Source organism: Desulfonema magnum (assembly GCF_017377395.1).
GTDB classification, from domain to species: Bacteria; Desulfobacterota; Desulfobacteria; order Desulfobacterales; family 4be13; genus Desulfonema_C; species Desulfonema_C magnum.
The window spans coordinates 2,871,071-2,885,705 of the sequence record NZ_CP061800.1 but is presented as its reverse complement, the minus strand read 5'-3'; the positions used below and the strand labels follow the sequence as shown (position 1 = coordinate 2,885,705).

Annotated in this window: 9 protein-coding genes; 2 read left to right on the top strand and 7 right to left on the bottom strand. The window is 43.0% G+C overall.

Going from position 1 to position 14,635, the window contains the following annotated elements; genetic code table 11:
• Window positions 1–401 precede the first annotated feature (401 nt).
• The 7 genes from dnm_RS11585 to dnm_RS11555 form a co-directional block, all read right to left on the bottom strand.
• Window positions 402–2,978, bottom strand: a complete 2,577-nt coding sequence (locus dnm_RS11585; RefSeq protein ID WP_207682803.1) for a methyl-accepting chemotaxis protein — start codon at window positions 2,976–2,978, stop codon at window positions 402–404.
• Window positions 2,979–3,184: 206 nt separating this feature from the next.
• Window positions 3,185–4,408, bottom strand: a complete 1,224-nt coding sequence (locus dnm_RS11580) for an ABC transporter substrate-binding protein (protein ID WP_207682802.1) — start codon at window positions 4,406–4,408, stop codon at window positions 3,185–3,187.
• A 377-nt stretch (window positions 4,409–4,785) separates the two neighbouring features.
• The gene (locus dnm_RS11575; protein ID WP_207682801.1) at window positions 4,786–5,541 is read right to left on the bottom strand and encodes a substrate-binding periplasmic protein; all 756 of its coding nucleotides are present in this window, start codon (window positions 5,539–5,541) and stop codon (window positions 4,786–4,788) included.
• A gap of 87 nt (window positions 5,542–5,628) precedes the next feature.
• Entirely contained in the window at window positions 5,629–5,775 is a 147-nt protein-coding gene (locus dnm_RS11570; RefSeq protein ID WP_207682800.1) for a hypothetical protein, read from the bottom strand.
• Window positions 5,776–5,789: 14 nt separating this feature from the next.
• Window positions 5,790–8,360, bottom strand: coding sequence for a methyl-accepting chemotaxis protein (locus tag dnm_RS11565; protein WP_207682799.1), 2,571 nt, complete (start codon window positions 8,358–8,360; stop codon window positions 5,790–5,792).
• Between the two features lie 516 nt (window positions 8,361–8,876).
• Window positions 8,877–10,118 carry an ISAzo13 family transposase gene (locus dnm_RS11560; protein ID WP_246555998.1) on the bottom strand — a complete coding sequence of 414 codons (1,242 nt, stop codon included), beginning with the start codon at window positions 10,116–10,118 and terminating at the stop codon, window positions 8,877–8,879.
• A 671-nt stretch (window positions 10,119–10,789) separates the two neighbouring features.
• Window positions 10,790–12,574: a DUF2817 domain-containing protein gene (locus tag dnm_RS11555; protein WP_207682798.1), complete on the bottom strand. Its 1,785-nt coding sequence runs from the start codon at window positions 12,572–12,574 to the stop codon at window positions 10,790–10,792.
• Window positions 12,575–12,822: 248 nt separating this feature from the next.
• Between dnm_RS11555 and dnm_RS11550 the strand changes: the two genes are divergently transcribed.
• On the top strand, window positions 12,823–13,320 hold the full coding sequence (locus dnm_RS11550) for a hypothetical protein (RefSeq protein ID WP_207682797.1): 498 nt from the start codon (window positions 12,823–12,825) through the stop codon (window positions 13,318–13,320).
• Between the two features lie 198 nt (window positions 13,321–13,518).
• A complete protein-coding gene (locus dnm_RS11545) occupies window positions 13,519–14,619 on the top strand; it encodes a transposase (RefSeq protein WP_207677902.1) in 1,101 nt (366 codons plus the stop codon).
• The last annotated feature ends 16 nt before the right edge of the window (window positions 14,620–14,635 follow it).

Genomic DNA, 14,635 nt, shown 5'->3' with positions numbered 1-14,635 from the left:
TCTTTCTTAATAGCTGACAACTTAACACTTAACACCTAACACTTAACACTTAACACCTAACACCTAACACCTAAAAAAACAAAAAAAGGTCGTGAAGTTTTTTTCTCCACGACCTTTTTCTTGAATAAAAAAAAGCCGTGGGCTTCAGTCTGCCCACGGCTTTTATCGCTTTATGATGTTTTGGTAAAGTTCAGCGACCCCCAGACAGACCAGTGCTGGTAAAATAATAGTAGCTAAAATACCAAAAGTTGTCTGCAAAAATCTGTGTCACTGAAAAAACCTTTCCTTTTCAAATTAATTTTTAAAAACTTTTATACTATTGCATTTTAGATGTCAAGCGTTTTTTTTCACAGGCGGAAAAAACCCTTTGCCAAAAATTTTCACCCGGTGCTTTTCAATTCTCAATTCTCAATTCTCAATATTCCCTCCACAAGCTCCTCGAGTTCATTTACAAATGCTTTCATCACCTCTGCCTGGGCTGCGAGTTTCTCGGACACGGCCGCGGACGCCTCAGAACTGGCTGCAACCTGCTGGGTTACTTTTTCTATGTCGCTTGAAGACAGGCTGATCTGTTCAATCCCCCTGCTTACTTCCCTGCTTGCCTCGGTAATAGCGGCTGTTTTCTCGCCCATTGTGGTTGCGGACTCAATAATCCCTTCAAAATCTTTATTAATATCCCTGATTGAACGCGTTGCCTGACTGACCCGTCCCACAGCAGACTCTAACAACACCTGAGTGTTTTTAGCGGCTTCTGTTGTCCTAAGGGCCAGGGTTCTCACTTCGTCAGCCACAACCGCAAATCCAGCTCCTGCTTCTCCGGCCCGAGCCGCTTCTATTGCCGCATTCAACGCCAGAAGATTGGTCTGAAAAGCAATCTCATCAATGTTTTTTATAATCTGTCCCATCTGCCCGCTGTCCGCCTCAATCTGAGTCATTTTCCTTGTCAGCTCAATAAGGGCTTTTAATGACCGCCCTGACTTTTCTATATTCTCATTCATCAATTGCTTTGCCCCCAGGCTAAGTTTCGAAGTCTCCCGGCTCATAGCACTCATCTCTTCCAAAGAAGCCGAAGTTTCCTCCACGGCTGCTGCCTGGTCCGAGGCATTTTCGGACTGTATATGACTGTTTGCGGAAACCTCACTCGCGGCAAAGGCTACCTGATACGAACTTTTTGCAAGACCGGTAATCACCTGGTTGACAGGTTTGATAATATATCGGGCAAGCAAAACAGTAAACACAAAAATAAACAGAACGACAATTATTACCACCGCATTCATCAGCAATTTAAGTTCTCTTAATGAAACAAAAGCTTCTTCCGTCCTAATCTCAACAATCAGCGACCACGTTGTATCCCATACCTTCAGCGGCGTATAAGCAGAGAGAACTTCTCTGCCAATATAATTTTTGATGATGTCCCGGCCTGTTTTTTTATCCAGTGCCTCCTGAACTGCTTTCGTGTCAACGCTTCCTTTTTCCGGATGGGCAAAAGAAGCATTCACAGAATAGTTTTCCGGTTCTGAATAGGAATCTGAACGCATAAGTTTGTCAGGTCCCACCAGATAAGCTTCGCCAGTTCTTCCCATGCCGGAGCGTTCCTGCATAACATCGTTAATGACGTCAACGGGAATCTGTAACGCGACCACCATGTTAATTTCACTGTTGTGAATTACGGGACAGGCCATAAAGGCTGACGGTTTTCCGCCAGAAGGAGGATAAGGCTGAATATCGGCAAACCCGAATGTTCGGGTCTCTGATACCTGCCGAACCAGCCTGCCCAGTCCCGTATCAGAATATTTGCCGTTAAGGATATTTGTATCATAATCTGATTCATGGACAGCCGAATAAAAGATATGCCCTTTGGGATGAATCAGAAAAAGATCAGCGTATCCGTCGTCTCTGATATAGCTGGCAAAATAATCTTCATCTTCCCCTTCAAATTTGGGAGCGATGACTTCTTCCAGGCGCATTGTGGTGAGTATGGCCCAGTTCAGTCCGGGAATCTCCAGCGGAGCATAGCTGATGATCTCCATTTTTCCGGCACTGCCGATTTTGATCTCTGACCCGGTTTCACCGGAGAACGCCTTATCAGCATCATTGTCTGATTTTGCCTCACCCATTTTTCCTTTTCTGAGTATCCGGTCAGTTCGGTAGCTGATTCTGTTCTCCCATTTGCCCACAAGATAAGTTTCCCCTGTCTTTCCCATCCCCTTACGCCGTCGGACGATTGTATTGAGAGCATCTTTGTTTAATTTGAGAGCGATCACCCCCATCGTGTCTCCGTGTTGTAAAACCGGGGCTGAAATACAGGAAATATACTGATTGTCAGAAGGAGGATACAGCTCAAAATCCTGTACGGACAGACCCTTCAGCCCGTTCCGGAAACATCTTCCGAGAACACTGTCTTTTAAGTGACCGCTGATCAGATTCTGTCCCAGATCAGATTCTTTATTTAAGGTATAAGCAACATTTCCATCCTTTGTGATAAGTAACAGATCATAATAGCCGTATTCATGCTTAAACTGTTTCAGGGAACTTCCGTATTTTTCTTCTTCAAGAAACTGATATAAATTTTCATTGAGACGACCATGTTCGTCAATTGCATAAGCAAAACTGTCCAATGCCTCGGCAATTGTGGCATTCCTGGATATGACCCTTATATCACTCAGACATTTTTTAAAATATTCCTCCACCTGGGCCTTTTTGATCTCCTCGACAGTTCTCAGTTTCTCAAAAGCTGCCTGCCTGAGTGTTGCCACTGTTTTAATGAGAACATCCATATCAACTTTGCGCTCGCTGAAAAGATCCTCAATCTGGGCCTTTTTAAGCTCTCTGACACTCTCAAGTTTGCTAAAAGCCTGGTCGGACAGCGCCTTTTGAGAATTAACAAATGCTATGATTCCAACAGTTATAAACGGAATGAGACCTACCGCCAAAAAGGCTGCCAGAAGTTTGGTTCTGAGTTTTATGTTTTTGAGCATTTTATTTTTTTCCTCCTTCTTCTGGCCGACGTTGTTCCGTCTGAGTGTTAAAAGGTATGCTGAACTTACATTTTAGCAAGAACTCAGAAATCGGATATGTAAAATTGCGGCGGTCAGGAGTAAGCACATTCAGTTATTCGGAAGGTGAAAATCATTTTTCGCATCCGGAATAAGTGGCAACATAATTACGCCTCCCAGTAAAAACGTTACTCATACCACGGAGGAAGAATAAAATCACAGTTCTTTATATTTTCAGGCCAGATAATGCACAGCTTTCCCGGAACCTGCCATTGTACCATCATTAATTGACGATATCCCGGCCCGAATTTAGGATGATGAGATGCTTTGTCAAAAACCCATCTGCCCATCACGCCATTACAGTCTGTATTTTCCAGTGTCTTTAAAATCGCCGCCGGTTCCGCGGACGTTGCTTTTTCAACGGCTGATTTAAGGATATACATGGCGTCATATGTGTAAGGGGATGTATATTCCGGTGTTATTTTATATTTTTTTACATATTTTTCGCAAAACGGCTTATCGTGGGAAGTTAAGCCGATAATCCCCGGATAAAGCATATCAATCAGACTTAATGCTTTTCCGCGGGTGGATTCCCATATTGTAGAACTTGAAGCTGTGATACCCATCATGATCGGCCCTTTCATATTCGCCCACAGATTAACGTAAACGGCCGCATTCACATGCGAAGATAACACACATATCACTTCAGCGTTACTATTTATGATTTTGGAAAGAATCGGCGTAAGGTCCGTGGTTTTTTCATCAAAATATTCAAATACCGGAATTTCTATTCCCGCTTCTCTGAGACTTTTTTCCCATTTTTTAGCGATAGGGCCTGTCCATACGGCATTTTCGATCATCAGGGCGGCGCTTTTCAGGTTGCGAGTTTTGGCAAATCCGTTAATAAGCCAATATGTAGTAAAATAAGACATTTCAAGAGAACTATGGCATACTCTGAAAAGATATTTGTATTTGTCGTAATCTGCACTCACCTTATCAGTGATCTCAGGGCTTGCCGCGCCAGTGGGCAAAAAAGGCACTTTGTAACGCCGCATTTGTTCCATCACGGCAAGCGAAACACTGCTGGAAGCTGAACCGATCACGGCGATAGCCTTATCCTGTTTTACAAGCTTTGTGTATCCATATGCGCCTATCTCTGGTCTGTATTTACTGTCTGAAAAAAATAATTTTATCTGTTTTCCAAGAATTCCTCCCTGAGCATTGATTTCCTCAGCCGCCATCTCCGCAGCCCAGCGGATTCCCTTTCCTGCCGGAGATTTTAAAGGGCCAAGTATCCCAATCTTTATGAGTTTCTCTTGTTCAGCCTGAGACTTTCCAGACATAACAGCCAATGCCAGACATAGAACAATAGCCCAAAAACCTGCCAAACGTACAAAACTTTTTGTTTTCATTATCTGTCCTCCTTACAAAGTTCGTAGGTCCGCGTTCAGGCGGCCTGAGTGAAAACAGAAGTTTTCCGGGTACGAAAAGCCGCCTGAACGCGGAAATAAGGGAACACGAAATAAATAATATACCCGATACAAAAAATGTAGGGTGGGTGAAGCGAAGCGCAACCCACCGCACAAGGTGGGTATTTTATTTTTGGGGAAATCCCTAAGTACCTGAGCAAAAGTTTTTTATACATCTTTTTTTACGCGAAGTGCGGAGAAAAGCGGGTTTTTTCTTTATCCGAGACACATCATTCCGGAAAAAAAAGCCGGGTTTCTTTCACAGGCAGATATTAAAAATTTATGGTTAGGTACTTACGAACTTTTTTGGTCCCCGATACCTATTTTGAATAGTTACTCAGGGTTTTATCAACAATTTTTTGAAAGGTTCCGTCCTGTTTCATTGCTCTTGTGGCTTCAGCCGCCCTGGGTACTAAGTCCTTATGCTTCTTGTGCAGATACAAGTACATCTTCTTGCTTGAAAGCGGAGGCTCAAGAACATGGATATCTGACAGGCCAAGCTCTTTGATAAGTTCATATCCCATTAAACGCTCGTAGATAATAAGGTCTGTTTTATTTTTCTTCAGGGTATTAAACAGCTTGAAAGGGCTGCCAAGTCTGACCAGGGTTTTTGTGTTTTCCTCAGTCACATGATTGTCTGTCTCAACCCATCCTGCCGGAACAGCAACTCTGTAAGGTTTCAACCCCTCCCAGTCGGTCAAGGGAATATTCAGGTTTTTGCTGAATGCGACAAAATCAAAGTCATATATTGTTTCAGGAACCTGAATGAGATTGGGATAATTCCGGCTTGCCCCTCCGACCCGCATAATATCTCCGTCGTAAAGCCCTTTATTGGCTTTTGCCAAAGCATGAGTGCTTGCTACCAGAATAATTTCAACCTTTATCCCTATTCTGGAGAAAACCTCTTTGATGATCAGGTCTATCATGCCTGTCCCTTTCTCATTTGAAAGAGGGGGTTTGTACATGCTCCCGATATCAAGGGTCTGGGCAATGGCCGGTCCCCCGAAAATATGAAAAGAGATAGCTGCCGCGATGACACAAGCCATTACAACACTGAATTTTAGTTTTCTTTGCATGTTGTTATCCTCCCATAAAGTTTTATCTGTGTGAGATGAATATCCACTGTCTAACTTACGTTATTTCTGAGGTTCCTTCATGATCTGTCAGTTAAAACAAAATATGAAAAAGCAGAGCCATGATCTGCATTCGGGCAGATCAGTTCGGGTCGGACTGACAAATCCGAGCCGGTATCCTCCCTCTGTTTCCAGGAGGATATCGGGAAAGCCTTTTAACAGATAACCCCCGCTCATTATCTTTTCTCCGGTTAATACATTTCAAATTCTGAATCACTGCCATTTTCTTCCATGCTCCTTAAATCGCTCTCAAGGTCTGTACTTCTGACATATCTGTATCTGAGTTTATTTTCATTCTCTGGCTTTTTGCCCTGTCTCTTTGTCCCGGTTTTACCGCTAGTTTTCACAGAATCCTCAGCAATTCTGAAAAACCTGATCTGCTGCCGGAGTTGTTCCGCCTGATTTGCCAGTTCCTCAGAAGTTGAAGCCATTTCCTCAGAAGTTGAGGCGTTTTGCTGAATAACCCTGTCCAACTGCTGAATCGCTTTGTTGACTTGTTCTGCCCCGTTGTTCTGTTCATGGGATGCGACGCTGATCTCCTGGACAAGTTCCGAGGTTTTCTGAATATTCGGTACAAGTCTGCCCAGCATCTCGCCTGCTGTTTCCGCAATATTCACACTGGTTTCCGACAGTTTAGCAATTTTGACAGCCGCCCCCTTACTCCGCTCTGCCAGCTTGCGAACCTCGGATGCCACCACCGCAAACCCTCTGCCGTGTTCTCCGGCCCGGGCCGCCTCAATAGCGGCATTCAGCGCCAGCATGTCAGTCTGACGGGAAAGTTCTTCGATGATCGAAATCTTCTCAGCGATATCCTTCATCGCGGTTACGGTTTTGGTGACTGAGTTTCCGCCAGTCCGGGCATTCTCAGCGGATTTCAACGCTATATTTCTGGTCTCCAGCGCATTGTTCGCATTCTGACTGATGGTTGATGCCATTTGCTCCATGGAAGCCGACACTTCTTCGGCCGAAGCCGCCTGTTCAGAGGCCCCCTGAGATATTCCCTCCAAACTGGATGTCATCTCCTGGCTGCTGATAGCGACATTGTCCGCAGCGGTCATGGTTTCAGCAACGATATTACAAAGCCTTTGCACCATACGGGAAAGCGACCGCCCGAGAATGTCCCTGTCCGAAAGCATTTTCATCTTTACCGTCAGGTCGCCGTTGGCTATCTGCCCGACCATCTCAGCTCTTTCACGGGCGGCTTCCACCATCAGGCAAAGGGATTGCCCGAGAACATCCTTATCTGAAAGCATTTTCATGTTTACTGTGAGATCACCTCTGGCAAACTGTCCGACCATCTCAGCCCTTTCCCGAGCGGCTTCCAGCATGAGGGAGAGGGATTTTCCAAGAACATCCTTATCCGAAAGCACTTTCATATTTACCGTGAGATTGCCGTTTGCAACCTCTTCCGCCATTTTTGCTCTGTCCCAGGCAGCGTCCAGCATGAGGGAAAGGGATTTTCCAAGGACATCCTTGTCTGAAAGGGGTTTCATTTCCACCGTGAGATCACCGTTGGCAAACTGTTCAACCATTTTAGCCCTTTCCCTGGCCGTATCAACCATCAGACCAAGGGACTGCCCAAGGATATCTTTATCTGAAAGGGTTCTGATTTCTACTGTCAGATCACCATGGGATATTTGTTTAACAACATTCGCTCTGTTATTTAACCCTTCGACCATATGCTTCATATTGCCCAGAAGATCACTTATTTCATCCTTTCCGCTTAGTTGAATATCATAGGCCAGATCACCTTCGGCCACTGCTTTTGTGACATGGATGGCGTTTCTGATACCTTTGTTCATGTTTTTCACAATTAAAATGGCAATAAGAATTCCTATGGCAGGAGCTGTGAGGGCAATGATGCTGATGATAAGGAGACTTTTGTTGTTGGACTCTGCAAGTTCCGGGGCAAGTTCGTCTTGTTCAGTGCCTACCGAAAGATTAATCTCCTCTGCCCGTTTGGCAATCAGAGGGCCAAGACGGTTGAGCGTTTCGACAATGAGTTTATTCCGAGCTTCTGTAATCTGACAGATCTGAGTAAAGGTTTTTATGTAAATGTCGGCCTGTTCTCTGACTCCTTTGAGCAGCTTGAGCCAGACAGGATGTTCCATAAATTTACCGAGTCTTCTCATATTTTCCTGTAAGTTTGAAAACTCCGCGAGTACGCGATCCGCGGCCGAACTATCGTCGGTATTGAGAAATCTGAAGACATACAGGCGGATCAGCAAAAGTTGCCGCAAAGCAAGACTTGAATAATAGGTGGCATCCATGTCATCATCCTGTCTGGCCGACTGCATGATCTCCGTCATCCCTTTTTCCATAAGTTCGCCGTTGACAATGAGTGCCTCTTTCACTTTTTTGTCACGAGTTTTCATGTACTCCGCCATCTTCTCAAATGCGGTGTTGTATTCATGCGCTTCTGTGCCGACGTGGGCAATAATGGCGGATCGTTCCGGGTCTCGGATATCTTTTTCTGCCTGCCTGAGAAATCCCTTCATTTTATCCCATGCTTCCTTGTAATGCTGTCTTTCAGCAGCTCCCCCCCGGATAAAAAACTGTTTGGCATTTGTGTCCACCGTCAGGATATTTGCCAGAAGATGTCCTGATATGTTGGTATCCCGTACAAGCTCACGATATGTGGTAAAGCCGTCGGCCGTATCACTCAACGCCTTCCACGCGACCAGCGACACCGCAACCAAAAAAAATAACAACACTCCGAAAGTAATTGCTATTTTTAGCCATAAACTTAATTTGTTCAACATGTTGTACCTCCTTAATTTTAGATTGTTTCAGTCCGTACTGAGAATTGCCGACCGCATGAGTCGGAAAAGTAATCTGTATTTGTCTGAAAATCATTGATTATAAAGGAGTTAGGCTTGGCCGGGGATATGGCCGGCTTGTATGCTGCAAATATGCCGCCCTTACAGGGCCTGTGCAGTCTCTGTCCCTCCTCTGAATTCGTTATAATCATGAAAATCAGCAGGTTGAAAAATTGCGAGGGTATGCCCGTTGCCGCCCCGTTGAAATTGATAAATCCGGACTGGTCCCCGCCGGCCTTGCTAATCCCGCAGGAACAGTCAGGATATTTCTGACACTACTAATTTTTATAGTAGCAATAGTTATGTGTCAAGAAAACATTTCCGGGAGGGGAACCACAAATTTCTGAAGGAAATCTGTAAAATTGCGTCATTAACGAGTGAGGATTGCAGTAAAATATAAATTTTCAGGGAATAAAACATTTTCTGATTATGGAATCGGTATTAAATAACTTTCCCATTTTAATTTATTGGAATTGCACGATAATTCCATTTGGGTAAAATTTTGTCGAATACAATTCGCATTTCTGATTTAAAAGTTTCAGCAACTTTTCGACCGGTTTCATAGACTTTATCAATAACATGGACAAAGACTTTTAAACCTTTTTTGGTATGTGTTTTGGCTATCAGATCAGTCACCACCTCCAAACTTGAAAAGATTACTCCCTGACACGCACGAGTAATATGAGGAAACAGGCGATGTTCGATCGGATTAAATTTGGAACAATAGGGCGGGTAATGAGCGATTCGGATTTCAATCCCGATTTCATCCGCCAGAATTTGTAAATCTTGTTTGAAAAGGTAATGTCGGGAACTGTTGCTGCCGCCACCATCGCACAATATCAAAACTGACGTGGCATTTGGATATATTCGGCAACCGTAACCATACCACCAATGACGGAAACTGTCACAGGCAAATTCACTGGTATCATGACTTGTTCCCACCTGAACATACCCGATATTGAGTCGCAGGTCATAAAAACAATGCGGAATTATGACACCTTCGGCAAAACTTGTAAAATCATGATCGAAAACTTGCAATTCCTCCAGCGTATATAGTCGGCCTTTCCTGTAAAAATTTCCAAGATATTCTTTTTTCTTGGTATCCATGCTGATAACGGGATTACCGGCCTTCCGGTATTCTGATCTGAGTTTCAAAATATTGTCAAACTGAGCGTCGCGATCTGGTACGTTTTTTTTCATAGGTTTGCGTTTCTGAGCTTTACGCAACCGATAGTCATGCTTTTTGAGCAATTGACGGACAATGTTACGACTCACTTTTACTCCGTATTTTTTTTCCAGAGCCTCCGCGATTTCCCACTCCCTCAGATTTGTCCATCGTACCTTTTCATCCATCGGATCTCCTGCTGTATGCTCACGCACCACATTCAAAAACTGCTCGTCTATTTCAGGGTGCTCAGTCAGATACTGTTTGCGTCCGCCACCTTTTTTACGTATTTCAGAAGATTCAGCAGGAGATTTTCCAATTTGTTTTGCTACGATGTGTCCGGGCAGGCCGCTTACTTCGATCGCTCCTTTGCGCACAGTCCGCCTGCTGCAACCCAAGACTTTGGCAATATAATTTTGTCCGCCATGTCCCAATTTCAAAGCTTCAATACCGGCATATCGCCGGCGGTCTTTTTCATTCAGACTCTCATAGTATCGCCGCATGATTTCTTCTACTTCTAAGGAATAGGGTTGCATAATAATCTCCTTTTGATAAAGTGATTTTGAAATACACTTTACAGGATTACGCAATTTTTTAACATATAAAAATCAAAATGGGCATATTATTTCATGCTCATTCCTATAACGGATTTAGGGGAGGCCGGGAAGGCCCCGCAGGGGCGGCATATTTGTAGCAAATCATGTTGCGAATATGCCGCCCTTACGGGGCTTGGCGGGGGGGCTGCAAACCTGGCTGCTATAAACATGCCGCCCCCACGGGGCTTGGCGGGGGGCCTGCAAACCTGCTGCTACAAACATGCCGCCCTTACAGGGCTTAGTCGGCCCTCCCCTAAATCCGTTATAATCAGAAATTTCAAACATGTCAAAATGCATCTCGGATTCGGAGACATCGCCACAAAGCATTTCTCCTCCGTCGAATCGCATGTCAGTCTCGTGTACTGTGCCTGGCTTCTGCTGAATGCCGGTCTTCCGGGGATCGGAACGGACGGCACAATACTCGAAAAGCAGCGGAGGGTCGCAAAAATTCTGAAAAATAAAAAAACAGCGTGTGTTATCCATGAGTTAACCAAAATAGGAGGTGTCGATAAATATAAAAGTCGGTTAAAATCGGCTCTTGCGGGATGACGAATTTATAAACACCTATTAAATAAGGCTTTGCAAGTTTAAGTTAAATTTTCGGGAAACCTTTAAGTAATAGCTTCCCCGTATTTCTTGTTGTTGAAGAAATTAATTCCGTTATTCAGATGTTTGGCTAACACATTTGCTTTATCTTCCTGAACTCTGATTTCATCAATCATTTTCTTTGCCTCGTCAATTTTCTGATTTACATTTTTGTAGTCAGAATCAGCTTTCTGAACCAGTTCAAATTCTTTAACAGCTTCTTTTGGTTGTTTATTTGCAAGATATGAAACACCCTTCCCATAATGTTCATCTTTGTATATTTCCTCCTCACATTTTCTGATACGTTCAACTGAGGTTTTATCATTAGGATTTAGTTCAACAACTTTCTTATAATAAGTCAGTGCCTGCTGATATTTCTTGTTTTTGTAATGCTGATTCCCTTTTTTAACCGCTGTGGATGCTTCTTTGCATTTGCGGATGTGTTCCCTGCAATTTTTGTCGGGCACTAACGCCTCAAATTTTTTCTTAGCTGACAGGTAGTCTCCTTCTTTAAATAAGGCCATAGCTTTCTTTAACTGAGATTTATCAAGGGACTTTTTCGCTCTGCGGTCAGCTTCATTAATTCTACGGTTGGCTTCATTAATATAGTAGCTTATTTTTTTATAATTGCGATCAACTTTTCTGACCTTTTCAAACTCCTCAACAGCCTTTTCCCATTTTCCTTTTTTAAAGTGGCTGACTCCTCTGCTGTAATGGATATTCGAATAGTTATCTTTGCAGTTTTTTATGTACTCCCTGCACTTTGGGCAATTTTTATTGATGCGCAGTGACTCTTCAAATTTTTTTTTAGCTGACAGATACCATCCTTTTTTAAACAACTCCACAGCTTCTTGAAATTTAGCTTCAGCATTTTCAAAATTCGATTTCTTTCCTGATACTTCTGAGGTTTTCCCTGCTGATTTTCTGGCTTCAGCTTTTGTCTGAGCTTTAACTCTCTCTGGCGGCTTCCCTTTCAAATAAGAAGGATATACTATTGCCGCCAGAAGTGCATCCCCATAATCTCTCCATAATTTTTCAGGCTCTTCAGATATTTCTCTGGGCATTCCGAATGTTATAAATGGAACACCTAAAGTTTCATCAGCGTAGCTTCCGAATGAGCCAGGCTGAGAACCTAATTTTTGAACAGACAAATCACAGTATTTTCCCATATGGTTGGCCAAGCCCTCGCCGGGTCCGTCATAGTCAATGCAGCCCAAAACTTTTCGAACACTGATTATACGTTTGGGATGATACTTCATAATGACTTCAAAAATGGCACGGGTTTCTGGTTCGGAAAAAGCTTTTGGCCCGTTATACCCACCATTTTTACGATTTGCTGCTGGGAAATTACGGTTTATATCCACTTTCCCTGCATTGTAGCGACTATTGTGTTTTACACCATCCGGATTTATTTCAGGCATAATTAGAACTTTTCGTTCCCGAAGCAGTTTCCAATGCTTTCGGTTCCGAAAATAACTATAGAGACGATAGGCGAGTTTTGTACCTGCCTGCTCATTGCCATGCATAGATGCCAAGATAAGAATGACGTCCTTGCCTTCACCAATAACAAAACATTCAATTGGCTGATTTTCTAGGGACATCCCAACTTTGTATTCCCTTATCCGAGGAGATTTAAAAAATGACTTTTTATTTATTTTCGAAGCGTTTGTTTGAGCAGAGTTTTTTTCGGATTGCGGTACGGAGGAGTCTCCAAATTTAAATTTTTTAATAACACACCCACTAAAAATAATTAATAGTATAATGAAAATAAATACAACATTCATTTTTGAAATTATTTTATTTCTCATCATGACTATTCTCCTTAACAAAATTTTTTATCACTATCAGTATATCAAAATATCAAAAATTTTTAAAAAAATTAATAAGTTTTAATCTGGGGCGTCTAAAAACAGCCTTTTTGGCTTAATTTTTTTAACTACAATTTGGACCTCTTCATGTAATCAATTATAGATTCATCTTGATAATATATAGTTTGATTGTTATTTTAACATATTTACCATACTATTATGTCAATATTAATAAAATTACGAGGATTATTATGAGTTCAAAGTCCAAATTGATAAAAAGCAGAGATAACTGGAAGAAAAAAGCGATTGAACGTGGCAAGAATGCACGTTATCATGAAAAAGAAAAGCGCCGTATTAAAAAAGAGCGTGATAAATACAAGAAAGATGCCGATGAAGCCAGAAAACAACTGGAAAAAGAACGTCAGAAAAATACTCAGCCTGTTCACAACAAAGAAGAACTTATCTATATTTGTTTGAAGCTTTTTATAGTTGCTCATATAAGTTTCCGAGCGGTACCGAGAGTTCTCAGAGTTCTTGCTGATTACTTGGGAATAACAAAAGTCCCATGTGTTCAGACAATTATTAACTGGGTCACCCGATTATCCGTAGCAAGACTCCGAAATGCCGTCCCGCTGCGCGGGGCTGAAATTAACAGCAATCCGTTTTCCAACGGCTTTGTTTATATAATAGATATCAGTATTGCCTTAGGAAAAGGTTCACTACCGTACACTTTTTTTAACTATTTTTAATTATTATATAAAGACGACCATAGTTGGTTTGAAATTTAAATAACTGTTTGTTTTTTAAATTTTTTTAAGATTCACCATCGGCTGTTTTTTCTGAGTAAATATTACTCATCTGAGATTATGACACAAAAAAATCTTAACAGAAAAATATAATAATGGTATGACAGCTTTCAGAAAATAACAGATAACAGGGAGGCTGTCATGAGCGACAATGTGAACAGATATCGTGAGATCAGAAAGGCTTTGGACAATATGTATCCGAAACAGCCGAAGGGAAACGAGGCCCGGCGCCTGAACACGCTGGCCGCGATAATCAGCGGCATCACGGGGAGCGGGAGCTGCCAGCTTCCGAAAATTGCAGGCAAAGTTCCGGATGAGAACGCCGCGCCGGCGAGTGTGGAAAAGCGTATAAAACGTTGGATTTCCAATGACAGCATTGAATCTGAAACATTTTTTCTGCCGTTCGCACAGGCGCTGCTGATCAGTCTGGGACTTTCCGAAATTGTGCTGGCAATGGACGGAAGCACGGTCGGCCGGGGATGCGTAACCCTGATGATCAGTGTGATTTATAAAAAACGTGCCCTGCCCCTTGCTTACACGGTGGTCAGAGGTAAGAAAGGTCATTTCCCGGAAGAAAGCCATGTCGGACTGGTCGGGGAGGTTGCCAACGTGATACCGGAATCCGCGCAGAAGGTTATTTTTCTTGGTGACGGAGAGTTCGACGGTGTCGGTTTGCAAAAAAATCTGGCCGAACGGGGATGGCTGTATGTGTGCCGAACGGCATATAATACCAAAATTTTTTGGGACGGAGAGGAGCATCGTCTTAATGTTCTCGGTGTGTTCACGGTTCCGGACAGCTATCGGTACATACGCAATGTTTTGTTCACAAATAAAAAATACGGACCGGTGACGGTTGTCGTCTGGTGGGCGAAAGGAAATAAGGAACCGATATATCTGGTTACGAATATGAGATCGCCCTGGGAAGCCTGCCAATATTATTCCAAACGGTTTCGTATCGAAACATTTTTTTCCGACCAGAAAAGCCGGGGGTTTAATATTCATAAAAGTCATATTTCCGACCCTGACCGGTTGCGCCGCCTTATGATCGGAGCGTGTCTTGCCTACATCTGGATTGTGTTCCTGGGAACACTGGCAACGGAACAGGGCTGGGACAGAATTATTCACCGTGCCGACCGATGTGATCTGAGTCTCTTTCAATTAGGTCTGAGCCTGTTGGAATATTTTTTAAATTACGACATACCTGTTCCGGTTGCCTTTCAAATGTTCAATCCGACTCTCTAGTCATCAATCATAAACG

Bases quoted from the DNA above. Each gene is read 5' to 3' on its own strand.
- dnm_RS11560 (WP_246555998.1), bottom strand. From the start codon at position 10,118: ATGCAACCCTATTCCTTAGAAGTAGAAGAAATCATGCGGCGATACTAT.
- dnm_RS11555 (WP_207682798.1), bottom strand. From the start codon at position 12,574: ATGATGAGAAATAAAATAATTTCAAAAATGAATGTTGTATTTATTTTC.
- dnm_RS11580 (WP_207682802.1), bottom strand. From the start codon at position 4,408: ATGAAAACAAAAAGTTTTGTACGTTTGGCAGGTTTTTGGGCTATTGTT.
- dnm_RS11570 (WP_207682800.1), bottom strand. From the start codon at position 5,775: ATGAGCGGGGGTTATCTGTTAAAAGGCTTTCCCGATATCCTCCTGGAA.
- dnm_RS11575 (WP_207682801.1), bottom strand. From the start codon at position 5,541: ATGCAAAGAAAACTAAAATTCAGTGTTGTAATGGCTTGTGTCATCGCG.
- dnm_RS11550 (WP_207682797.1), top strand. From the start codon at position 12,823: ATGAGTTCAAAGTCCAAATTGATAAAAAGCAGAGATAACTGGAAGAAA.
- dnm_RS11585 (WP_207682803.1), bottom strand. From the start codon at position 2,978: ATGCTCAAAAACATAAAACTCAGAACCAAACTTCTGGCAGCCTTTTTG.
- dnm_RS11565 (WP_207682799.1), bottom strand. From the start codon at position 8,360: ATGTTGAACAAATTAAGTTTATGGCTAAAAATAGCAATTACTTTCGGA.
- dnm_RS11545 (WP_207677902.1), top strand. From the start codon at position 13,519: ATGAGCGACAATGTGAACAGATATCGTGAGATCAGAAAGGCTTTGGAC.